General features: G+C 45.8%; 16 protein-coding genes. 3 read left to right on the plus strand and 13 right to left on the minus strand.

What is annotated here, in order from left to right; all coding sequences use genetic code 11:
• Window positions 1–93: 93 nt before the first annotated feature.
• From ACYVI9_RS17475 to ACYVI9_RS17485, 3 genes are all read right to left on the minus strand, one after another.
• The gene (locus ACYVI9_RS17475; protein ID WP_460767231.1) at window positions 94–381 is read right to left on the minus strand and encodes a hypothetical protein; all 288 of its coding nucleotides are present in this window, start codon (window positions 379–381) and stop codon (window positions 94–96) included.
• Window positions 381–716, minus strand: coding sequence for a hypothetical protein (locus tag ACYVI9_RS17480; protein ID WP_460767234.1), 336 nt, complete (start codon window positions 714–716; stop codon window positions 381–383). The genes ACYVI9_RS17475 and ACYVI9_RS17480 overlap by 1 nt, the downstream gene beginning before the upstream one ends.
• 355 nt (window positions 717–1,071) lie before the next feature.
• Window positions 1,072–1,284, minus strand: coding sequence for a hypothetical protein (locus tag ACYVI9_RS17485; protein WP_460767237.1), 213 nt, complete (start codon window positions 1,282–1,284; stop codon window positions 1,072–1,074).
• Window positions 1,285–1,373: 89 nt separating this feature from the next.
• Between ACYVI9_RS17485 and ACYVI9_RS17490 the strand changes: the two genes are divergently transcribed.
• Window positions 1,374–2,933 (plus strand): family 43 glycosylhydrolase, encoded by a 1,560-nt coding sequence (locus ACYVI9_RS17490; protein ID WP_460767239.1) that lies wholly within the window; start codon window positions 1,374–1,376, stop codon window positions 2,931–2,933.
• Window positions 2,934–3,123: 190 nt separating this feature from the next.
• On the opposite strand, the gene ACYVI9_RS17495 is transcribed toward ACYVI9_RS17490, so the two are convergent.
• From ACYVI9_RS17495 to galB, 9 genes are all read right to left on the minus strand, one after another.
• Complete coding sequence (locus ACYVI9_RS17495) at window positions 3,124–3,582, minus strand: hypothetical protein (RefSeq protein ID WP_460767242.1); 459 nt, start codon at window positions 3,580–3,582, stop codon at window positions 3,124–3,126.
• 60 nt (window positions 3,583–3,642) lie between these two features.
• Complete coding sequence (locus tag ACYVI9_RS17500; protein WP_460767245.1) at window positions 3,643–4,122, minus strand: glycosyl-4,4'-diaponeurosporenoate acyltransferase CrtO family protein; 480 nt, start codon at window positions 4,120–4,122, stop codon at window positions 3,643–3,645.
• A gap of 786 nt (window positions 4,123–4,908) precedes the next feature.
• Complete coding sequence (locus ACYVI9_RS17505; protein ID WP_460767248.1) at window positions 4,909–5,313, minus strand: hypothetical protein; 405 nt, start codon at window positions 5,311–5,313, stop codon at window positions 4,909–4,911.
• A gap of 250 nt (window positions 5,314–5,563) precedes the next feature.
• Complete coding sequence (locus tag ACYVI9_RS17510) at window positions 5,564–6,160, minus strand: sterol desaturase family protein (protein WP_460767250.1); 597 nt, start codon at window positions 6,158–6,160, stop codon at window positions 5,564–5,566.
• A gap of 517 nt (window positions 6,161–6,677) precedes the next feature.
• A complete protein-coding gene (locus ACYVI9_RS17515) occupies window positions 6,678–7,766 on the minus strand; it encodes an alpha/beta fold hydrolase (protein WP_460767253.1) in 1,089 nt (362 codons plus the stop codon).
• Between the two features lie 95 nt (window positions 7,767–7,861).
• A complete protein-coding gene (locus ACYVI9_RS17520; protein WP_460767255.1) occupies window positions 7,862–9,628 on the minus strand; it encodes a glycoside hydrolase family 43 protein in 1,767 nt (588 codons plus the stop codon).
• A gap of 4 nt (window positions 9,629–9,632) precedes the next feature.
• The gene (locus tag ACYVI9_RS17525; protein ID WP_460767257.1) at window positions 9,633–10,886 is read right to left on the minus strand and encodes an SGNH/GDSL hydrolase family protein; all 1,254 of its coding nucleotides are present in this window, start codon (window positions 10,884–10,886) and stop codon (window positions 9,633–9,635) included.
• 6 nt (window positions 10,887–10,892) lie between these two features.
• Complete coding sequence (locus tag ACYVI9_RS17530; RefSeq protein WP_460767260.1) at window positions 10,893–11,753, minus strand: sialate O-acetylesterase; 861 nt, start codon at window positions 11,751–11,753, stop codon at window positions 10,893–10,895.
• A gap of 58 nt (window positions 11,754–11,811) precedes the next feature.
• A complete protein-coding gene (galB, locus tag ACYVI9_RS17535) occupies window positions 11,812–14,466 on the minus strand; it encodes a beta-galactosidase GalB (protein ID WP_460767262.1) in 2,655 nt (884 codons plus the stop codon).
• A gap of 499 nt (window positions 14,467–14,965) precedes the next feature.
• Between galB and ACYVI9_RS17540 the strand changes: the two genes are divergently transcribed.
• Window positions 14,966–17,182, plus strand: coding sequence for an alpha-glucuronidase family glycosyl hydrolase (locus tag ACYVI9_RS17540; RefSeq protein WP_460767264.1), 2,217 nt, complete (start codon window positions 14,966–14,968; stop codon window positions 17,180–17,182).
• A gap of 181 nt (window positions 17,183–17,363) precedes the next feature.
• On the opposite strand, the gene ACYVI9_RS17545 is transcribed toward ACYVI9_RS17540, so the two are convergent.
• Window positions 17,364–19,862 carry a glycosyl hydrolase 115 family protein gene (locus ACYVI9_RS17545; protein ID WP_460767267.1) on the minus strand — a complete coding sequence of 833 codons (2,499 nt, stop codon included), beginning with the start codon at window positions 19,860–19,862 and terminating at the stop codon, window positions 17,364–17,366.
• Window positions 19,863–20,345: 483 nt separating this feature from the next.
• Between ACYVI9_RS17545 and ACYVI9_RS17550 the strand changes: the two genes are divergently transcribed.
• A complete protein-coding gene (locus tag ACYVI9_RS17550) occupies window positions 20,346–23,432 on the plus strand; it encodes a SusC/RagA family TonB-linked outer membrane protein (protein WP_460767269.1) in 3,087 nt (1,028 codons plus the stop codon).
• Window position 23,433 lies beyond the last annotated feature (1 nt).

The raw sequence follows: 23,433 nt of genomic DNA on the forward strand, positions 1-23,433 counted from the left end.
AAGCATTGTCAATCACATACTACCACTTCTAATCTTTAATTGCCAAAAATGATTAATATGTTTTTAAAGACTTCATTATCCAATCTTTACGCTTTATAATCTAATTTTTATTCCTCCATTCACCACAAATCCATCCAGGGGCGCATATATATCCCTGAATACCGGGTTGGTGGTTGTTCCCGTGTAAATACTGTCAAACCGGGTCTGCCTCGTATCAGTAAAATTCTCAAAATTGGCAAACAACGAAAAATGCTCCCAGATTCTTTCCGCCATAAACCCGCAAGTCCAGTATGCTTTCCCCGTCTTACCATCATTTAATGCCTGCCTGCTATAATAATAGGCTTCCAGGCCAATTTTCCATTTATCCTCAACTTCATACATCAGTACATCACTGCCTCTTTTTCCTTTAGTTGCTTTTGCTTAAACAGTGGGTTGTCTTTTATGAATTGTTGTTCAAAATAAGAAAGATCAAAAGGCACTAATTCATCGGCAAACTTCTTCGCATCCGTTTCGATCTTTTGAAGATTGATGCGGATTTGTTGCAACTCATTACTAATACGGGGTGCTGAAAATTTTTGATAATCTTCTTCAGATAGATCATAGATTGTTGGGTAGTATTCGCATTTTCGATCTACTGTTACTCTCAACTTCATAGGATAAACGCCTCCTTTCTTCGGTCTCCTTGTGTCCTGGACAATTACAATACTTACTGACATTGTAAAAAGATTTTTTGATTAAAAAATCCTTCCCGGCAAAAATTTGCAAACAGATTTGCAAACAATCAGCGGTTAAACGCCATAATAATGGAGTTGAGCGCAAGTAAGTTTATTTTTGTAAATTATTGAAATATAAACAGTTATGATAAAACAAGTGCAATCCGATTAAATGAAATAAGATATTCTGTTTGCCTCAAAATCTGGTTTCAGCAATGGAGTGCAGGTTCGATTCCTGTTCTGGGCACCAGTAAAAGGTTGTAAATCTATAATTTACAACCTTTTATATTTTCAGGTCAGTCAAATTTCAATCACTTCTTTACAATAAAATCTCCTTGCGTTTTTATTTTGCGCCGGTTTAGCGTTTGTTTTTAATTGCAAAATGCGCAATGAAAATATCATCATTGCCCACTGATTTATCTTCTTTGGATAGTTTTCCGGATAATATTTCTTTGTTTTCTTTGCTGTTATTATAGCAACCAGCATCGGGGGCGGGCTCGGCACTGTAATCGGAGCTATTCTTATTACAGAATGCAGGCGTATATAATTCAGAAGCGTTGTTGTGATTCATTTTTTTGTTTATATTGATGTTTTGCATGATTTAGAAGTTGATAGAATATTCCTGCACAAAATTTAGAAACCTGTTAAACTTAAAGAAGAATGAAGATTGTTGTTTTGCTGATGATTTTTGTTTCCGCGATTATTTCCGACTTTTTGCTGCCTGAGAAGCTTACTGCGCCTGAAACGTTTTTGACTGCGAAGGACATTGGTGTGACCACATTAGCAGATTCTTCGACTATTGAACCGGTGGTTCACGGGGATTTTGCGGATCCTTCGGTTATCCGCGTGGGGGATAATTATTTTGCGACAGGTACTTCCTCCGAATGGGCGCCTCATTTTCCGCTTTTTAAATCAAAAGATATGGTTCACTGGACACAGCAGGGCTATATTCTTCCACAGACCCCACAATGGGCTTCTTCGTCTTTCTGGGCGCCTGAGTTATTATACAGAAATGGCACTTATTATGTGTATTATACTGCAAGAAAAAAATCGGATGGCATCTCCTGTATTGGTGTGGCTACTGCCAGAAATCCTGAAGAAGGGTTTACCGACAGAGGTATTATTATTGAGCTTGGCAAAGAAGCGATCGACGCTTTTTTGGCAGAAGAAAACGGAGTATGGTATATTACCTTTAAGGCGTACGGATTGGATAACCGGCCAATTGAGCTGCTGGGTTACGAACTGTCAGATGATGGGCTGAAAACTGTTGGTGAACCATTTATGCTGCTGCGGGATGATGAAAAGAAAGGGTTGGAAGGGCAATGCATTATTCGGCGAAATAATTATTATTACCTGCTTTATTCAGCCGGCGGCTGTTGCGGAGTGCAATGCAGTTATCATGTAAATGTAGCAAGAGCTGAAACCATAAAAGGCCCATACACCCCGTTTCCTGGCAATCCTGTATTAGCGGCATTTGATGACTGGAAATGTACAGGTCACGGAACCCTCGTATCCAATAAGGAGGGCGAGGACTATTATCTTTTTCATGCTTATAACAAAGAAACAAATGTGCATACCGGCAGAGAGGGAATGCTGGCCAGGGTCAGCTGGAGTAAAGAAACGGGATGGCCTTCTTTTCATCCTGTTTCGGGTAAGCCAGCCACAGACTATTCCGATGATTTTTCCGGCAGCGCCCTTGACGCCGCATGGCAATGGGATTTCAGGCATGCGCAGCCGCAGGTAAATTTTAAAAAGGGGCAACTGCATTTATCGGGAATTAATAAAACGGACAATGCAACGGGTACTGCAATAACAGTAAGGCCGTCTCATGCGGATTATGAAATAACAACGGCTGTGGTTAATCATAACAGTGCGTTAAAAGGGTTGACCTTATACGCAGATGCGGCTCAGGCCGTTGGTGTTGGCGTAAAGGATGAACAGGTAGAAGTTTGGTTTGTGAAGGATAATATTAGAAGGGTAGTGAAGATCATTCGGCTTAAGAAAACAGCGCCGGTTCATTTAAAAATGGTGGTGAAGGATGGGAATAAGGTCAGTTTTTTCTATTGCAGTGATCCCAATCACTGGAATGAAATCGTTGCAACCGACGCCGATTTTGGTGAAGGATTTATGCCCCCCTGGGACAGAAGCTCCCGTCCCGGCCTATTGCAGCAAGGGCATGAGGCCGCTGTATTTGATTATTTTAATATCAGGTATTTTTAACATGATCGATTGTTGAGCGGTTGTTTATCGTTGAAACTAATAAATTTTTCCTCTTGTTTTAACGGAAAATTATCTGTGCTGAACGGGAGCTACCGGCAGTGCTTATTGTGATACGGTACTTTTTTTTTGAAACAGACCCGAGCATTTTTGTGTGCCGCTCATCTTTATTCCCTATTGATGTAATGCTTCTTTAATGGCCTGCTGCACTATCGGCTCCATTATTTTGTATCCTTCCAATATAGGGTGCACTCCATAACTGGACAATTCTTTTTTCATCCCTTTTCGTTGGTCGGCCATCGTCGTCCAGTAATCGGCATAGATGCAGTTCTTTTGTATCGCATATTAGTGCAATAATTTTTTCAGCTGGATTAAGTCCGGGTTTCCACGGATAATCAAAAGCAGGTGTTACAGAGCAAAGAATCACTTTTATCCGATTGGCCTGTGCCAGTTCTACCATTGACGCAATATTATTCTGGATCATCTCAGGAGTAGAAGGGCCGGTATTCAATGTTGAGGTGGTTTGACCAGTTAACACTTCACGGCCATTTAAATTATTTATTATCGAAATACCGGAATTATCCGTATTACTTGAAATCGTAAATTTCTGGCGAAATCCACTAATAATCGTGGCCCAATTGGAAAGACCCATTACAATTATTGAGCATGAAAATGTTTCGGTAAGAAACTTCTTTATTATTGTAAAAGTCTGTCAAACTTTCCCTCTTAGTTTAAGTTTCTTTATCAGTTGATCGATTCGCCTTTTGTTTTCCTGTTGCAATAATGAGGGGTATAGGTTCATCAATATATTCACAATCATGATAGTTAACCCAAATATGAATCCGAATTTCAATGCTTTGATGACAGCAAAAACGCAAATAAAAATAAACGCGATCAAATGGCTGATTTCAGATATGGTCATTTCGTTACGCAGGTAATTTAATATCGACATATCTATTTTACTTTTCAATTTTAGCTTTTGATTAAAAAAGCTAAAAAAAGTATTTTTCACGATCCATTTAAAAACGCCGATCCCTATGATCTTATTTACATTTTCATTTTTAATGAAGTTTAGATGGGATAGTTCTTGTTTATAAAAGGGCGCTTTTATGATAAGCGCATTAACGATCATCCCAACAATCCAGGAAATAAAGGTTATTGCGATGCTGAATGTTAAATATTTAATTGTCATTCGGTAGGCAAAAAATACAGTTAAAAGTTGAAAATTAAGGAACTCCTCCAACTATATGCTATATTCTTTACGGTACTAAGGCATTTTACACTCAATTTTTTTGTTATTATTCGTAATCACTTATATCTAGGGAGAATTTATCGGCAAAATTAATTCAGTTTTAAATAATCGTTTAAATTTTCCGGTTTGTACTCAAGATTGTCATCTCCGTTAGAATATGAAATTTTAAAAGTAGTGGTTTAATATCTCCGGATGTAAAATTTCCGTCTTCGTCGCTGCCTTTATTTTTGGAGCAGGAAATTGCCGGCAAGAGCGGTAACCTGACCAGCAGGACTGCATTGAACAAAAATTTCATAAGTCAGTTTTTTTGAGTTGAAGAACCAGATCGAGTTCTCTTTGCAGCAACTATTGTCCCAAATCCGGAAAGCTGTTGACAGATTTTCAGAGGGCGCTCGCAGTTTGAAAGGTGTAAGGGGTCAGACCTGCGATGGACTTGATTGCAAAGATATTCTGAGCAGTATTTGGGTGGTTACTGTCAACGATAGCAACCCGCTCCGCCAGCACACTCCGACAGGATCCAATAGAGATAAAGCCATTCCGCATTTTCAGGCGGGTGCCGACAGCCTGCACTACAAAAGCGCCTGGAGAAGCCCAGGCGCATCGCAGCTGGCGATGAGCGCTATTGCCTGCAGCAATAGGATATCCGGGCGTGTCACAGCCCTCCGGAGTTGTAGCTTAGCTGCCCAGTAAGGAATCTGAACTTTGATGAATGATTTTACCGAATCGCTATTTTTTAAATATTCGGAAAGTACCGAGACCGCTGGTGCTGGCGCCTGATCCCCAGGTGCCATCCATGGTAGTAAATCCCTCATCCACAGTGGCTGTCGTTGAATAGGAGGTGCTGGGGGGGTAGAGGTAGGTGGTTTTTACTGTATTGCCGGTGACAATATAAGTGCCTTCGGCTTTTCCTGCAGTAGCCGTGTCTTCGCTGTCGGCATATACCCTAACTGTTCCATTGGATCGAAACAAAAAGTAATACGGATGCGAGGGGATATCATTACCATTTCCATATTCGCCCGTCCAGTATCCAACGACCGTAGGCTTGGGGTTGTCTTTTTTGCAGGCGAGCAGACCACATAATAAAAAGAAGGCGACTGCCATTAATGTTTTGATAGATGATTTTAGTTTCATACAGTTTCAGATTTTATTGGTGAGTTAAAATGGATAAAAGCCTATTTGTAAATGCTGATCATGGTTGAGGTAATTCCTGTTGGTTGTTGATATCTTTAAACAGGAGTATTTTCCCGATTTTTGAAGAAGCGCCATTGTAGAAACCTGTTTCCTGAACAAAATCTTTGGGATTTCGAAAAGTGCCAAAAAGAATATCAAACAGCGGAAGATCCGAATAATTATGAGCGTGAATGCCCTTGGCATGGTGCAGTCAGTGGGATTCCGGACGTTGGAAAATATAACCTGTCCACTGTGGTGTTCGGATATTGGTGTGTTGGATGACAGCCAGAAATGTTGCACCGTAAATGGCATAAATAGTGGCCTGGGCTGTAAATCCGGCTACCCATACCATGGCCAGACTGGTCAGAAAGGTGAATCCGATCATGTCCATCAGACTGAAATAGAAGGCGCCATAAACATCGACACGCTCTGCACTATGGTGCATTTGGTGAAATACCCGCCATAAGACATGGCTTTTGTGCATCGATCGGTGCCAGACATATACCCCAAATTCATAGATGATCAGGGCCGTCAATCCACCCCAGTAATCGCCCAGAAAAGTCAGATCGAATATCTTGTATTCAGCTAAGTAGACGTTCCAGATTAAAGGGAGATAAGATGAGACAAAAAAATAGATAAAAAATGCTGTAATGCCCTTGATCCTCCAAAACCGTATAACCGGCAAATTTCTTCCGGGTATCAGGATTTCCGCAAACATCAGCACAACAAATATTGAGATTACAATAATTGATGCGGGGTCCGAAAGTATTTGCCAGGGCGTAGGAATTTGTAGAATCCTGGTAAGCATATGATGTGTTTTTAAGTTATCTTTTTTTCGGATTGCTGTTTTAGCGCTCGCGCGTGATAATGTCAGTTTTAACCTGAGACCTATATCTTGACTTCCCCCGCCGGCACTTTTTTCCGCTTTGTGTTGTAATACCCTTATTGATTTCCTTTATTGCCGTTTTTTTGATCTACCCGTCTGTTAGCAGCAGACCGCCGCTTTTTTTCTTCTCATTTCGGTTTATTTGAGATCAAAAATACGTACCGCTTTACTGAACCACAATACCTAATTTACGGGAGTTTTTGTCTGAGTTATTGATATGCAGCCTGTGGTAATACAGATTTTGTATTTTGCTGGAATCCGATCAGTATGGATTTTTATGGCACTCGAAAAGAGGCCGAATTAACACAGCGGTCCAGACCATTGTTCTTTAAAACTGTCTGGTACTTTTATTTAGGACTGATACAGGATTTCCCGTCCGCGAGCGGGAGGAGAAAATTAAAGGTTGGTTTTAGCTCAGATTAGGCTTCTAGTCATGCGATTACTGTGAATGCTTTTTGAAAAAGTCTCTTATTGCTGTAAAGTAAACTTCAGGTGCTTCCATATTTAGATTATGTGCCGCACCGGTGACGATGGTAAGCTTTTTTTGCCCTTCAGTCAAAGATCCCAGGCCTGCATAAATCATTTCTGCCTGACGGGGTCCGATGCTATAATCTTCGGCGCCCTGGATGACCAGCGTCGGCGTGTTTACTTTTGGAAGTTGGTCGAGAATATTGAGATGATTGTAGGCTGCTGTATTCCGAAAGACCCTGTTAACATAGTCAAAGCGTTGCATCGCGCTGTCAAACCCCGCCATCGTATATCCCGCCCGCGCATAATAAGCGGTGTCTTTCCCTAATAAGGCGGCCTGCTGTCTTGCCGAATCATTCGCCCAGTAGACATTAAAACCCAGCAGTTTTGGATAGTCGTGTTTGAGCTGATTAACAGACTCGTAAAACGCCTCCATATTACTTTTTTCGATCGCCGGCAGTTCTTGCAGCATTTGGTTGATTTGTTGTCTCTGTTTCGGGTTGAGGTCTGTTTGTAACAAACTATCTGCCAGCGCCCGCTCATGGCGGATGAGTGCCTGAATCGGGTAAACTCCGTCGGCTTTTCCGCTGACACAGGCAAAAGCGTTGACTTTTCCTGGGTGGGCAATCAAATAAAGTAGTCCCAGGCTTCCGCCCCAGGACGTCCCGATCAGATTAACGGGCTTACCGGGATACCCCTTTCGGAGGCTGTCGATCACCAGGTCAAGGTCGGCCACAAATTGTTCCATATTTAATTTGGTGGAGTCGGGTTCGGGATCCGACCTGCCGCCTCCCCGCTGGTCCAGGTAGGCTACCAGATATTCGGGCTCCAGTTCTGGACGGTAGGTTTCCCGGTCAAAACCGGAAAAAGCCCCCGGGCCTCCATGTAAGTTTATAAGCAGAGGCCCATCCGGGTTTCCTGCCAGCCGGATGAAGAGACGACTCTGATCTACAGCAACAAAAAATGACTGATCGACGGGTTCGGTATTGGGCCGGCATGCCGCGAATAGCATAGAAACTAGGATGAGTACCGGCAGGGTACGGGCTTGAGTGGCTTTCATGATATCTGGGTTAAGAAAAGCCGTAAAGCTAAGCAAAACTTTCCGATTTGATCTTCGTCCCCGGTTGCCGCGGCTGTCTGTGTTGTTTCTGCTGGTCAGGGCCGGATGGTATTAGCCGAGCTGGTGTACAATCCGATCAGGGCCCCCGTAAAGCCACCAGCGACGTTAGTGGAAAGAATATCACCTGTGACGGGGGATCCCATATTCTTGAAATGAATGCCATCCAGCGAATAACTGAACTGGTAGCTGTCACCTTCGGAAGCCTTCACTTTCAATACCAGCTGTTGTCCCAGTTTGACAGGACAGCTTTCCAGAACTATGCTACGGGCTGAAGCCGGGGTAGCAGCGCCTCCCTGTGCGGGTTCACCGGATGTTCTGGCCAGCACGAGATAGTTCTCAATGCCTTTTTTGGTCAGGCCGAATACATAATGATAGGATTCGCTCTGCAGGCAGGTAATGCCTGCTATATCTTTTTCTGAAAGGGGCTGAAATTTCAAAGTGGCGCTGGCTTCAAACCGGGCGTGCTGTTGGCGGAAGAACCAGGCGGAGATTGGTGCCCGATCCCGTATTTCAGTCCGGAGGGGACGCATGCTCAGACCGCCAGTCGGAAGTATCCTGCTAAAAGCTTCCCGGGGGCCACGCAGCGTAACCCATCTGAAATCGGGAGTGGCTTTTTGAAAATCGTCGGTAAAACTGAAATTACCATTGGGTAGAAAGCCGTTTTTCCCGTGCTGATTGCTTACGCCTTCCGGTAGTTTCAGGCGCGGTGTCAGCGGGACCAGACCGTTTTGAAATACCGGGAAATCGCCGGACCAGTCGACGGGCAACAGAAAGGTTTCCCGTCCGGTATTTACGCGTCCCTGATCATTTGGCCGGACACCCAGAAATACGCCATAGTACCGGCCGTCTCGGCCTTTTACCAGATCCGCATGACCGGTCCATTCTACCTTATTATTCCTGTCTTTATCCAGGTAACGTTGGGTAAGAATCGGGTTGGAAGGCGCCGCCCGGTACGGTCCTTTGGGATGATCACTGACAAATACCACTTCGCTGTGCCAGTCACCGGTACCACCTTCGGCGCAGAGCAAATAATATTTTCCGTTCTTCTTATAGATATGGGGGCCTTCAATCCAAATAGGTTTTTGGCGGATGTCTACGCCACCATCCACAATGATGCGGGAAGATCCGGGGACTACCTGATCCTTATCAGTGTCATAGTCCCATATTTTAATAACCCGGTGGCCCTCGTACTGCACCTTGCCTTGGTCCGGCGCATCGTTATGCACCAGATAGGCTTTACCATCGTCGTCAAAAAACAGTGAGGGATCAATGCCACCGAATGCAAGTTTGATGATATCGCTCCAGCCTTTAAATGGATCCTGGGATTTGACTACCATATTTCCGACACCGCCTGCAATCAGGGTGGTAATCATATAAAAAGTCTGGTTGACCGGGTTATAGCTGATGGCAGGCGCGTAAATTCCTCCGGAAATACCTGCCTGTTCCAATGGCAACTGGGAAGGCCGGTCCAGGACATGACCGATCTGCTTCCAGTTGACCAGGTCAGTGGAATGGAATATAGGGACCCCCGGAAACATGGCAAAGGAAGAATTGACCAGAAAATAGTCATCGCCCCGACGGACGATAGAGGGATCCGGATAACAGCCCTGTAAAATGGGATTGTAAAAGTCATCGTCGCCCAGCGGATGCTGCTGATATACCGGATCCAGACCCCGATAAGTAAATTGGGTGAACAGGACTTCCTGCTGCATGGCAGCGGGGGCAGATTGGGCTGAGGCCTTCGGTAACGTATAAAATGGTAAGAGCCATAGGCAGCAGACAAGATGTATGGATTTTTTCATGATTTCATTTTTTGGGGCGCCAGGTAAAAAGACTCAGATCCACAGTTTCTCCCATTTTCCGGTAACCGGCTTCATTGGGATGTAGCATATCGCCATCCTGCAGCGGTTTCTGAAGCATTTTGATAGCAGTTGGATCGCGCATAGCCGTATCAAAGTCCACCAGCCCATCGAAGGTGTCCGTTCGGCGGATCCAGACGTTAAGGCTGTCTCTGGCCGGTTGCCGGAAGCTGCTGTCATAAAAGGATCCTCCAAAAGGAAGGAGGGTGGCCGCATATACTTTGATGCCTTTTGCTTGCGCCAGGCGGGCCATTCGTTCATAAGCATTCATCAATTCTCTGCTTACCCTGCCGGCGGTAACAGCATCCCTGGTACTGCCGATATCGTTGATGCCTTCCAGAAGGATCAGCCAGCGGACATTGCTCTGGGTAAGGATATCCCGCTCGAAACGCTCCAGTGCCGTTGGACCGAGACCGCCTCTTAACACACAGTTACCGCCGATACCCAGATTCAGTACCGCGATATTCCGGGTTGTCGGGTTTTTGAGCAGTCGTTCAGAAAGAATATCAGTCCAGCGATTTTGTTGATTGGTTCCCGACCCCCGGCCATCAGTAATGGAATTGCCCAGCACCGCCACGGCTGCTGCTTCTGGTGCTGACAAAACGTCCAGCCGGCTGATCAGGTACCAATGGTCCGTTTTGACAGCCTGTTGAAAATCAGCGGAACCTGTCCGATCATCCTTCAGTATATAAGAAGTAGTGCGCGAACCGGGATGTCCGGTAAGCTGGACCGGAACCTGTTCGGAGTAAATTGTAATGGCTAACCGGGCACCGGAAGCAAGCGGAAATCGTATCGGATCCGACCAGGCTTCAGCGCCGGCAGGCAGGGTGATAAAATCTTGGTGAGAAAACTGAAGCCATTGCAGGGAAGGGGGCATGATGCGACTACTGTCAGCGGCCAGGGCCATGGAGACTTTTTTAATTACCAATGGCTCCCGACCGAACAAATTGGAAAATCGTAAACGAAGGGTATTGCCACCGATGGACACGCGGATGATCTGACGCAGGCTATGATGATCCAGTCCCGGCGATGGCGGCATATTACCGGGTTCCACCAGCTGTAGGGCCGTAGCCCAGCTGCCGGTCCACAGTGAATCTTTTTTCTGGTAGGCTGCTGACTTGGCGCTCTGGCAGGTAATCAGAAAATAAGCCGGCATGCCGGTGACAAGAAGGATAATGAATATTTTTAGGATACGAGCCATCTTCGTTTATTCTGCAGTGATTTCAATTCCCATAAGTTCCAGCATGACAGCGGCATACCTTTTGCCGAGTTTTCGATAACCGGCGGCGCTGAAATGGAGGTGATCCTCGATGCCCTCACAGCCGGCTGAAGAGATAATATGTGCCTGGGGCAGGGTTTGGGGAAGCTGGCGAATAATTGGGTTCATCCTGGCACAGACGCCCTGCTGATCCGTGCCCAAAACCTCGCCGGCCAGCAGGGGTATCGAACCAGGTGCAAGTTGCAGATCCGCTAGCAGACGGTCATAAACTTTCTTCACTTTTTCAGGCCAAAGGCTATCACCGGTATTGGACTCCCCCTGATGCAGGAGAATACCTTTGATCACGCCATCTTTTTGGGCCAGCCGGCCCATTTCGACCAGGCGGCGGTAGGGGTTGCCGCCGTATTCTTTGACGATGGCCTGCAGCCAGTCTGCCGTAGTGGGCAGGTAGCTGCTGAATTGGTCCTCATCGAAAAGTTCGATCTTGCAGCCGCCCACGGCAACATTGATAACACCAACACGGATACTGTCCGGTAAGGCATCGGTCATGGTCCGGCCAAAATAGTCCGCCGGAGAGAGTCCGCTATAACAGCGGGCCAGTGGCGGCAGGGCCGGATACCACTGCCCCGTATGTCTACCCCGATGCACGCAATCTACGGTTGACATCATGGTAAACCGATCACTGATTCCCAGACTGTCCTGATGCTCCGCTTTGGAGGCACCTTCCATATTAGACTGTCCCAGACAGAGATAGATGTGAAAATTCGGATCCTGAGCCACTGCGTAAACCTGCGATAGCATTAATAAAAGCAGTAAACTAAGCCCTCTGAATTTTAGCAGATTCTTCATATGATATAATGTTGTAGTTTATTGAAATTCAAATCAATATATTAATTATATAATATTATTATTTCGTTTCAATGTCTAATTGTATTTCCGAAAGACCGGGACTGCTGACCTTTAGCAGGAGTCGACCCGGCTGATCCTTTGTGCCTTCCAGAATGACCAGGGCCCGTCCATGATAAGCCTTGCGTTCCATAGCATGAAAACTCGTCATATCTGCAGGGTCGCCATTATCCGTAGCAAGGATCCTTCCCGGTCCCTCCAGGCTGAAGTGAAGCTTGTGTTGACTGTCCGGCACCGGACGGCCCTGGGCGTCCAGAATGGAAACGGTGACAAATGCCAGGTCCTGACCATCTGCATGAATACGGCTGCGATCGGCTTTTAACTCCAGTCGGGTCGCCGGACCCGTCGTTGACACGGAATCCATAGCCCAACGCCGACCATTCTTATAGGCCACTACTTTTAATGTCCCCGGTTCGTAACGGATTTCATCCCAGCGTAGTCTGTATTCGAAGGCGCCTTTCTTTTTTCTGCCCAGGGATTTTCCGTTCAAAAAGAGTTCGGCTTCGTCGCCGGAGGTAAACACATGGACCGGAGTAACCTGATCCATTCTGTCCGGCCAGTTCCAGTGCGGGAGGATATGTGCCATTGGCAACTCCGGTCTCCAGCGGGACTGGTAGAGATAAAAACGGTCCTTTTTAAATCCCGCCAGATCAATGATACCAGAGTAGGAACTGCGGGCGCCATAATAAGGTGTGGGTTCGCCCACATAGTCCCAGCCGGTCCAGACAAATTCACCGGCTACAAAGGGATGTCGGTCCTGGGAGGCGAACACTTTATCTGGTGAAGCACCAAATTGGGCCGTGTATAACTCATAGGCACTTACCGACTGGCTCACCGGCTCGCCGCCACTGCTGTCGCTCACCGGCGCGCTGATTCCGGGGGTCACCGGAAAGAAATAATATTCTCTTGAACTTAAGGTAGATGCAGTTTCACTGCTAAATATCAACTTGTTAGGAAATTTTTTGTGAAATGCCGGATAGAGCGGCGAAGTGCGGATCCCCTTCAAGTGTGCATAAGCGGGTGCGTCCCGGATACCTTCGCCCTGATAGTTCAGGCTGATGATATCCATTTCCGCCGCAAAGGGCATATCGGGTTTGGCAAAGTTCATGGAAGCGGTGGCCGGGCGGCTATTATCTTCCTGGTGAACTATTTCATACAGGGAACGCGCCAGGGCGGCACCTGCGCTATCGGTATACTGTTCGCCTACTTCGTTTCCAAAACTCCAGGCAATTACTGAAGGATGATTTCTGTCCCTGCGAATAAAGGAGCGGATATCAGCTTCATGCCAGTCATGGAAAATCAAGTGGAAATCATGCGGGGTCTTACCTTTTTCCCAGCAATCAAAGATTTCATCAATCACCAGAAAGCCCATCCTGTCAGTTAACGCGAGCAGCTCCGGAGCGGGTGGATTATGGGCCAGGCGGATGGCGTTGCAACCCAATTCACGCAACATTTCCAATTGCCTTTCAGCGGCCCGCAGATTGAAGGCGGCGCCCAGTGCCCCCAGGTCATGATGTTGGTTGACACCCTGAATACGGTATTTTTTTCCATTAACCAGTAAGCCTTTTTCGGCATCGAACTCCAGGGAGCGGATGCCAAAGGGTGTCGTATATTCATCGATCAGTCGCTCATTTTCATATACGCGGGTGACGGCCACATACAGGTTTTGTTGCTGATCAGGAAGGGGCTCCCATAGTTTTGGTGCTGCCAGGCGCGTTTCCTGCCGGAGTACCTGGGTGGTTCCGGGCTTCAGGGTCAGGCTTTGCGCTTTAAATCTGCCGGCTACGGGCCCGGTAGGCCTGCCTTCTCCGTCCTGGAGGTACAGCGCCGTTTGCGCCGTAATTTTCCTGGTCTTTTCAGCCTGATTGACAATTTTGAGTTCAAGTTCGAGCTTTGCAGCAACCTTACTGATATCAGTAGCCTGAATAAAACTACCCCAGTGTGCGATATGCACCGGGCCGGTGCTTACCAGCCAAACGTTGCGATAAAGTCCCGCACCCGGGTACCAGCGTGCAGCATAATTAGGATTGTCGATCCGAATGGCGATCTGGTTGTCTGCTCCCGGTCGAAGAAAGGGCGTCATGTCGATCCGGAAGGAATTATAACCATAAGGCCAGCCTCCGGCCAGTTGTCCATTGATCCATACGATGGCATAGGACATCGCCCCGTCGATATCCAGAAAATATTGCCGGGTACGGTCGCCGGCAGGGATTTTTATTTTTTTACGGTACCAGCCCACCCCCTGGATGGGTAGTCGTCCCATTCCACCGCCAACCACAGCGGGCTCGCCGACATAAAAAGGACCGCCGATGGCCCAGTCATGGGGGATTTGTACGGTTTCCCAGGACTGGTCATTAAATTCCGGTTCTGCAAATACGGGTCCTGCAGGCGGGGGCGTGGCGGGCCGGGGCCAATGCCGGGCAGGATCCTTGATAAAGGAGTTGGCGCCAGGTAGAATCCATTTTTTCAGACCGCCGTCTGCTGTCTGTGCCAGGGCAGATTCGGTGGCTCTGGTATCGGCCACTTTGCCATCTTTATAGGCCGTAATATCCGGCCGGCGTTCATAATAATTACTGTCAGTTGCTTGCTGTGTTTTGAAGAATTTCCATTGCTCGTTGAACGGGATACGTTGCCGGACAGTGGTTTGAGCTGCCACCGAACAGATCGCCGATATGAAAAATAATTGAATCGGGACTAAAATTTTTAATGTGGTACACAGCATATTGCTTACAACTTGAGCCTTGAGTTTTTAAATATAGTCGGCATATTCGACAGACATAATCAAGAAAAATTCAATAATTAGACCAGTTCGGTCTCGCTTAAACGATGCAATCCAGGAAAGCTAAAGTAATGAAGTTTTACATAAATTGCAATCGGTTGCAGTAAAAATATTTTTGTCTATTTTTACTGCAGTCATAGTGACGGAAATATAAAATAATCAAAAATAGTACAGTTGGAGGTGCATGCAATTTTACAATTGTTTATTTGGGTAAACCAATGTTCGCCACGATAATTTAAAATAGTATCGAATTGAAACTAATCAAATCCTTACTGTTCTTATATATTCAGATCTGCGAACCCCGGATATTATAATGAGAATGTTGGCGCCGGGATTTTTAAAATATTAAGTCCATATGGGCTAAATGAAAATGTTTATGAACCGGATAATTTTATGCATTTGCTTGTTTTTTATGGGTACCACTGTGAAAGCGGAAGACGGTTACCGGCTCTGGCTTCGGTTTGACAAGCTGCAGGATACAGCGGTACTGCAGCGGTACCGTGCCCAATTGTCCGGCGTCTGGCTGCCGGGCGAATCCGCCACTCTTCGTACAGCTGCCGGCGAACTGACCCGGGCGCTCAGCAGCCTGCTGGGCCAAGAGGTAAACCTGCAGGACCGGGCAATCCACCACAGTGTGATAGCCGGTACACCGGCGACCGTTCCATTGATCCGGGACCTGCTGGCTGCCGGCGACTTTGACCCGGGGCCGGAAGGTTATCTGATCTGCAGTCAACAAAAGAACGGGCAGGAATATACCATTATTGCTGCCCGTACAGATATCGGCGTTTTATACGGCGTCTACGCATTTTTACGTGTCCTGCAGACCGGGCAGGCCCTGCAACCACTCGATATCAAAAGCCGGCCACGAATACAACGCCGGATACTTAACCACTGGGATAACCTCAACCGGACTGTTGAGAGAGGCTATGCAGGTGCATCTATCTGGAACTGGCATACCCTGCCGGATTATCTGGATCAGCGCTATATCGATTATGCACGTGCCAATGCTTCCATTGGTATCAACGGTACGGTGCTCACCAATGTAAATGCCGATGTCTTGATGCTCACGCCTCGCTATCTTGAAAAAGTAAAAGCGCTGGCTGATTTGTTCCGGCCTTATGGGATCCGGGTATACCTGACGGCAAAATTCAGTGCGCCGGTAGAGCTCGGTGCGCTGAAAACGGCGGACCCCCTGCATCCGGAAGTCATCAAATGGTGGCAGGATAAATGCCGTGAAATATACCAGTTGATACCGGATTTTGGCGGTTTTCTGATCAAAGCAAATTCCGAAGGCCAGCCAGGCCCCCAGGGTTATGGCCGCAGTCATGCTGATGGTGCCAATATGTTCGCCGATGCCCTGGCTCCCTATGGTGGCATTGTGATGTGGCGTGCTTTTGTCTATGATGCCCGGGTGCAGCTAAAGGAAGAAAATTTTGAAGAAGGGCAGGGAGGTCATCATACCCAGACGATCGCTGCGACAGACCGTTTCAAACAGGCTTATAACGAATTTCAGCCCCTGGATGGGCAGTTCAAAAAAAATGTAATGATTCAGGTCAAAAACGGTCCCATAGATTTTCAACCCCGGGAACCCTTTTCTCCCTTATTTGGCGCGATGCCCCAAACCCCCTTGGCCATGGAATTTCAACTGACCCAGGAGTATCTGGGCCAGGGTACCCATCTGGTATACGAAGCGCCGTTGTTCAAGGAATGTCTGGACGCCGATACCTATGCCAAAGGACCGGGCTCCACAGTGGCTCGCGTTATTGACGGTTCGGTGGATCAGCATCAACTGAGCGCCATTGCCGGTGTTGCGAATATCGGCAATGAACGAAACTGGACCGGCCATCCTTTCGGACAGGCGAACTGGTATGCCTTTGGCCGGCTGGCTTGGGACCATCAGCTGGGGGCAGATACCATCGCGGCCGAGTGGCTGCGTCAGACCTTTTCCAATGATCCGGCATTTGTACAGGCAATGGTGGAAATGATGCGGGAATCTCGCGAAGCCGTGGTGAATTATATGACCCCACTGGGACTTCATCATATCATGGCAACCGGACATCATTACGGGCCGGCACCCTGGGTAGACAATGCGGGAAGGGCCGACTGGAATCCCGTTTATTATCATCGCGCAGATCGTCAGGGTATCGGTTTTAACCGGACAAATACCGGTAGCAATGCCCTGGCCCAGTACCAGCCGCGGGCCCGTAGTAAATGGGAGGACCCGAAGATCTGTGATGAAAAATATCTGTTATGGTTTCATCACCTACCCTGGAATTTTCAGATGAACAGTGGCCGGAACTTGTGGGAGGAACTCTGTTATAAATATTATACGGGAGTTGATACGGTCCGCCGGATGCAAGCCGTCTGGAAGCTGCAGGCGGCTTATGTCGATCAGGAGCGGTTCCGGCAGGTCGAAATGTTGCTGGGTATTCAGCAACAAGAAGCAATATGGTGGCGCAATGCCTGTTTACTGTATTTTCAGATTTATTCCGGAATGCCGATTCCATCTGGCTATGAGAAGGCTGAACAGGATCTGAACTATTATAAACAACTGAGATTTCCCAATGCTCCAGGGATCGGTGGTAATTTATAATACCTACCATAGTGACTAAAACGCTTTAGGTTTTCGAAACGAAAGCAATTGGATTTTATTGTAAAAAATTACCCCCAGCCGACACATATCTTGTATCCCTATTTTTTGAAGCGCAACATGAACCCAGGAACGGGAAATAAAAATAAACGATGGGGTAAATAAGCTAAGGGTATTGATTGATTTATTCTGTGGGATTTCCTTTTTGGGATTTTTCAATCTTCAATGTTTCTTTCGGACCCAGATAGCTGGTTTTCAAACCCCCGGCATCTACTACAATTTTTTGGAGCACAATACCCTGGGATATCAGCCAGTATTTGAGTGTGTGTTGTCCTTTACTGGTAATGTTGTGTTTACTCGAAGTGATATTGATATTGTCAGAAACCCATCTGGCCCATGCGCGGCTGTCGACTTTTTTTTCAGAGTTTATAGAAACAAACTGCGGCTTCGCGCCATCCAGTGAGATAGCATATTGAAGCCCTTGGGGAGCATTGTGAAAATTGAGTGTAGGCGAACAATAAACGAATAATTTCACTTCCCCGGGATGGTATGCGTAAAAATCATACTCCAAGTGAGGGGTTTTTGCGCTCAGCGTATCTATGCCTTTGGTAACCGGGAACGTTGTAATGCCGTTACCTTCCCGACCAATGCCGGGGAGGACTTTCCACTGAATATCCGCAGCATTTATTTTTCTTGAATAATGATCCGCAAGTATCGAAATATAACCGTCCGTTTCCGTAAAAATATTTTTAGGGTTTTTTGAAGGGGCGGTTAAGTTGTTTGTTGCCGCAGTCGGCAGCGTTTCCGGAATCACCTGGTTTCCGGCGGCTGATACGTATTTTACTGCCGGCATTATCTGACGTTCAGGTTGCTGCCAGTTTGTATAGCCAATATGTAACTGTGCCATTAGATGATTCCATTTTCCGTTGTTCAGCAAGTGGTACTCATTTGTGATTATCGAATCATTTTTGTAGAAATAAAGTACGCTATCCGCATATTTATTTGCCAACGAATTTCCTTCTGCGGCATAATATTGATTCTTTGCGGTTGCCGTATACAAGTTCTGAAGATTCGCATATGCTTTTACGGGATGCAGTACCAACTGATAAAAAGCACCTTTCTGGTCCTTATTGATCATTCTGTTCAGATTTTCGGCTTGCTGTAGTAAAATGTTCCAGTCTTTGGTAATGCGATCTGCTTCCTGATAATGATGAATACTGTAGGTTTTGGCATCCAGGAGTTCCGGTTTTCTTCTTGCAGCATAACTGGCATATCTTGAAAGGATGGAGGCGATCTTATCAGCATTTTTTACGCCAAACTGTTGCTGCGCCCACATTTTGTAATAAGCTGCCAGGTTGTTTTCGTTCCATCGATTTACGTTCCAGGCATAGTCCAGAAAAAATGTCATAGGCAGTTCCATCGGTTTGAGGTCGCCTACATTAACAATCCAGATGTCCTTTACGCCATGTACATAGGCCAGGTGCATTTGTTCCCAAACCCGCGCTATGTTATTGGTATTGATCCATTTGTAGTTTCTTGGCCCACCCACATAGTCGAAGTGGTAATAAATCCCATAGCCTCCTTTTCTGGGTTTTTCGTCCAGACGGGGCAACCGCCGTATATTACCCCAGTTGTCGTCGCAGAGCAGTAAGGTAACGTCATCCGGAACCCGCATGCCTTTATCGTAATAATCCTGCACTTCTTTGTATAATGCCCAAAGTTGGGGCGTCTGATTAGCCTTCTTTTGGGTGACTTCTTCAATTATATTTCTTTGATCGGCTACGATTCTTTCCAATAAAGCCGTCGCTGTTTGGCTGGACATGGGTTCATCACCATCACCACGCATTCCAATAGTTACAATTTTTTCATTTGTAGCCCTTTGAAGACCTTTTTTCCAGAATTCCTTTAAACGCAGTTCATTGCTGTCATAATTCCACTGGCCCTTTCCATATCTTCTCCATTCATCGTGTGCTCTCATTAAAGGTTCGTGATGCGATGTCCCGATTACGATACCGTATTCGCCAGCGATTTTGGAGTTTAATGAATCATCATCATAGAATGCATTGCCCCACATTGCGGGCCAGATATAATTTGCCTTTAACCGCAGCAGAAGTTCAAAAACCTTTGAATAGAATTTGTGATTGAATCCCCCAAATTTCTCTTTAGCCCAACCGCTTAATGCGGGCGCTTCATCGTTAAGAAAAATACCTCGGTATTTTACGGATGGCGATGGATAGTGGTAGCTGCCTTTATTTATATAAATGGAAGATTGTTTTTTTACTGGTACATCGGCCCACCAGTACCAAGGAGAAACGCCTATCTGTTTTGAGAGTTCTAATGCGCCAAATGCTACACCGCGTTTATCACTTCCGGCGATAACCAGTGCGCGTTTCACCATTGACAATGGTTGATCGACAGTTTGGAGCGAGAATGCTTCCCACTGATCGTGAATTTGATCCAGCTTTATTTTTCTTTTTTCTAAAAGCTGTTTTAATAGGGGAGACTGACCGGCTACTCCCAGGATAATGAGTTGCGGGTAATCAGTGGAAAGAGAGGATATAATTTCCGGGTGCTGGCCGGTTACCCGGGCGATGTCCTGTTGTAGAAGGACGGCAGTTTTATGTAGGAGCGGATCGGCGTCTTTGTCCACATATATCGGAGCAGCCCAACTTGTATCCGCCAAAAGAATAGCAGGCCCCGTTTTCTTAAAACTTATACAATTTTGAGCTGGCAACTGGGTTATTAGGAAACTTAATAGAAGCGATAAGGATATTCTAATCATAATAAGGGGGTAATATAAAAAAAAGAGATAGCAACATCCCGTCATTTTCGACACACTGAAAACAGGCAGATACTCGATCAAAAACTAAAATTAATAAAAAATACTGCAATCGGTTGCATTTTCAAAAAAAAACCTATTTTTGTTTTGTCTTACACAAGAGAAGATGCTAAGATCAGAATGGTTGCAAAAGCTATAGAACATAAATGTCCCTTATTTTAAAGGGTTTAAAAGGTTTTAAACGGATATTAAACGATGCTCTTATTCAACTATTTGGGTTTTTGGGGTCATTTTTTGTGAGAGTTGTTTTACCAAAATTTGATAGTATATGGGCCTAATATGGCTTATATTCTGCAATCGCTTACTTTAATTTTTAAAATGAAAAAAATGCTTGTCCAACTTAAAGTGGTTTGCTGCCAAGACGCAGCATACCTCAAGAAACTGCTTTTCAGTTTTGCATTGATCCTTCTGGCGGGTTTATCCATGGCACAAACACAGAAAGTAAACGGAACGGTTCTAGACCTCTCCGGACAGCCAGTGGCGGGAGCTTCCATTATTTTAAAAGGATCCTCGGTAGGAACCAATGCGGATGCGAATGGTGCTTTTTCAGTAGATGCGCCGGCTAACGGGGTTCTGGTAGTTACAGCGGTAAATTACCAATCACAGGAAGTCCGGATTAATGGCCAACAAAGCCTTGTTATTACCCTGGCACTCCAACAGGGAGCGTTGGAGGAAATCGTTGTAGTCGGTTACGGTACTCAGCGAAAGGAAGCTGTAACCGGGTCGGTGGCCTCCATTGGCGGCGCCGAGATGCGTGAAGTCCCCTCGCCTAATATTTCGCAGGCCTTACAGGGGCGCCTCGCAGGGGTACAGATGAATCAAACCTCTTCAAAGCCCGGAGCCACGATGCAAATTCGGATCCGGGGAACAAGATCATTGAATGCTGATAATAATCCACTGATCGTTCTGGACGGAATTCCGTTTCCGGGATCAATTGGAGATTTAAACCCCAATGATGTAAAAAGCATTGATGTGTTGAAGGATGCATCGGCAACGGCTATCTACGGTTCGCGGGGTGCAAATGGAGTTATTTTGATCACTACCAACAGAGGTCAAAAAGGCAGAAGGGCAACTATTTCTTATAATCCCTATTTTGGAAATCAAACTGTTTTTGCGAAGTACCCCATGATGAACGGGTCAGAATTCGCTGCATTACGTGCAGCGGCAGGTATATATTCAAATGCACTCGATGAATCCGATGACGTCAATACAGACTGGCAGGATTTGGTTTACAGAACAGGAACTGTAAATAGTCAAGATGTGTCGCTTTCAGGTGGCTCGGAAACTGGAAGTTATAATGTTGGGTTAGGATATTACCGCAATCAAAGTGTGATCCCTTCACAACGCTATACACGGTATGCCTTCAGAACGTCGATTGACCAGCAGGTTGGTGACTATTTCCGATTCGGATTTAATACAAATAGTAATTATAACCTGAGTGAAGGCAATCAGGTTGGCATATTTGGAACTTTAGCTAACTCGCCCATTGCTAACCCATATAATGAAGATGGTACTTTAAGGCGTACTGTAAGGCTAGCCCTGGGTGAGAGCTACGTTTTGACTAGAAATCAGATCGAGGAATTGCAGGAAGACGGATTGTGGATCAACGAGACCAGGAACTTTGCCACTTATAATGCTATATTTGGAGAAGTAAAAATCCCATGGGTTCAGGGATTGAAGTATCGGGTAAACCTTGGTCTTGACTATATTCAAAGCAATTCCGGTAACTATACCGGCGAAGGTGTCAACAATGTGAATCCTACCACAGTTTCGACCGCAGGTATAGGCAATGCACATACCTTTCATTGGACCCTGGAAAATCTGTTTACTTACGATAGGACCTTTGCGCAGAAGCATAATATCAATTTTACCGGTCTTTATTCTGCCGAACAGCAGAAATACAACAGCTCCTCTGTGTCGGCAAAAGACATTCCTTCCGATGCCTTCCAGTTCTATAACCTAGGTCATGCAAATGGAGAGATTACTGTCAATCCGGCCAATCAGAATTACTATGTATGGGGGTTGACTTCATGGATGGGTCGTATTATGTATGCCTACGATAATAAGTATATGATCTCAGCTACTTTAAGATCAGATGCGTCTTCGCGTTTAGCTGATGGCTACCAAAGACATACCTATCCGGCGATTTCGGCTGGTTGGAATTTAGCCAGAGAGTCTTTTATGCAGGAGGTTTCCTGGGTTAATTCCTTGAAACTGCGGGCTGGTTACGGACAAACTTCCAACCAGGCTATTTCACCTTATGCAACATTGGGCCGGTTGAGCACCAGACCATATAACTTCGGAAATGATGATTATGCCGTAGGTTATTATGTTACGCAATTACCAAATTCCAGATTGGGATGGGAGTATTCTGAAACCTGGAACTACGGCTTAGATTTTGATCTTTTCAATAACAGGCTTTCGGGTTCTTTAGAATATTATGTTACCAATACAAAGGACCTCTTGCTGGAATTAGGCCTTCCCTCAACAACAGGGGTAACCAGTTATACAGCCAATATTGGTCAAACACAGAACAAAGGGGTGGAACTTACTTTAAACGGTACTATTATTAATAATAGAAACGGCTGGAGTTGGGATGCCGGCTTAAATTTTTATGCCAATAGAAACAAACTGGTAGCGCTGGCTTCCGGTCAAACCAGAGACGAAGGCAATGCCTGGTTTGTAGGCCATAATATCAATGCGATTTTTGATTATGAAAAAATAGGCCTTTGGCAGGAGGGCGATCCTTACCTGGAAGTTTTGGAACCTGGTGGGGAAGTCGGCATGATTAAAGTAAAGTATACAGGCGATTACAATGCAGACGGTACGCCAACTAGAGCTATCGGGCCGGCCGACAGACAGATACTTGATGTGGATCCGAAATTTGAAGGTGGTTTTAGTACCCGTATAGGCTATAAGGGGTTAGACCTGAGTTTAGTGAGCATATTCAAAAGCGGCGGCTTACTGGTGAGCACTTTATACGGTTCAAATGGTTACCTGAATACACTTACCTCCAGGAATAATAACGTAAAAGTTGATTATTGGACACCGGAAAACACAGATGCCAAATATCCTAATCCTGCGGGACCTTTAAGCGGCGATAATCCCAAATACGGAAGCACACTGGGATATTTTGATGCATCCTATTTCAAAATCCGTACGATTACACTGGGTTACGATTTCAATTACAGTTTATTGAGCAATAATAGTACCCGGCTTCGGGCTTATTTTACGGTACAGAATCCATTTGTATTGTTCTCCCCCTACCATAAAGAATCGGGTATGGACCCTGAAACGAATTCTTATGGTGATGAGAATGCAGCGGTAAGCGGTTACCAGCGCCGTATTCTGACTATTGGCACCAATACACCTTCGACTCGTAATTTTATTTTTGGTATTAATCTAACTTTCTAAA

The sequence above is a fragment of the Niabella terrae genome (assembly GCF_054783135.1).

Coding starts and splice junctions, on each gene's coding strand:
- ACYVI9_RS17475 (WP_460767231.1), bottom strand. CDS start 381: ATGTATGAAGTTGAGGATAAATGGAAAATTGGCCTGGAAGCCTATTAT.
- ACYVI9_RS17480 (WP_460767234.1), bottom strand. CDS start 716: ATGTCAGTAAGTATTGTAATTGTCCAGGACACAAGGAGACCGAAGAAA.
- ACYVI9_RS17485 (WP_460767237.1), bottom strand. CDS start 1,284: ATGAATCACAACAACGCTTCTGAATTATATACGCCTGCATTCTGTAAT.
- ACYVI9_RS17490 (WP_460767239.1), top strand. CDS start 1,374: ATGAAGATTGTTGTTTTGCTGATGATTTTTGTTTCCGCGATTATTTCC.
- ACYVI9_RS17495 (WP_460767242.1), bottom strand. CDS start 3,582: ATGGGTCTTTCCAATTGGGCCACGATTATTAGTGGATTTCGCCAGAAA.
- ACYVI9_RS17500 (WP_460767245.1), bottom strand. CDS start 4,122: ATGACAATTAAATATTTAACATTCAGCATCGCAATAACCTTTATTTCC.
- ACYVI9_RS17505 (WP_460767248.1), bottom strand. CDS start 5,313: ATGAAACTAAAATCATCTATCAAAACATTAATGGCAGTCGCCTTCTTT.
- ACYVI9_RS17510 (WP_460767250.1), bottom strand. CDS start 6,160: ATGCTTACCAGGATTCTACAAATTCCTACGCCCTGGCAAATACTTTCG.
- ACYVI9_RS17515 (WP_460767253.1), bottom strand. CDS start 7,766: ATGAAAGCCACTCAAGCCCGTACCCTGCCGGTACTCATCCTAGTTTCT.
- ACYVI9_RS17520 (WP_460767255.1), bottom strand. CDS start 9,628: ATGAAAAAATCCATACATCTTGTCTGCTGCCTATGGCTCTTACCATTT.
- ACYVI9_RS17525 (WP_460767257.1), bottom strand. CDS start 10,886: ATGGCTCGTATCCTAAAAATATTCATTATCCTTCTTGTCACCGGCATG.
- ACYVI9_RS17530 (WP_460767260.1), bottom strand. CDS start 11,753: ATGAAGAATCTGCTAAAATTCAGAGGGCTTAGTTTACTGCTTTTATTA.
- ACYVI9_RS17540 (WP_460767264.1), top strand. CDS start 14,966: ATGAACCGGATAATTTTATGCATTTGCTTGTTTTTTATGGGTACCACT.
- ACYVI9_RS17550 (WP_460767269.1), top strand. CDS start 20,346: ATGCTTGTCCAACTTAAAGTGGTTTGCTGCCAAGACGCAGCATACCTC.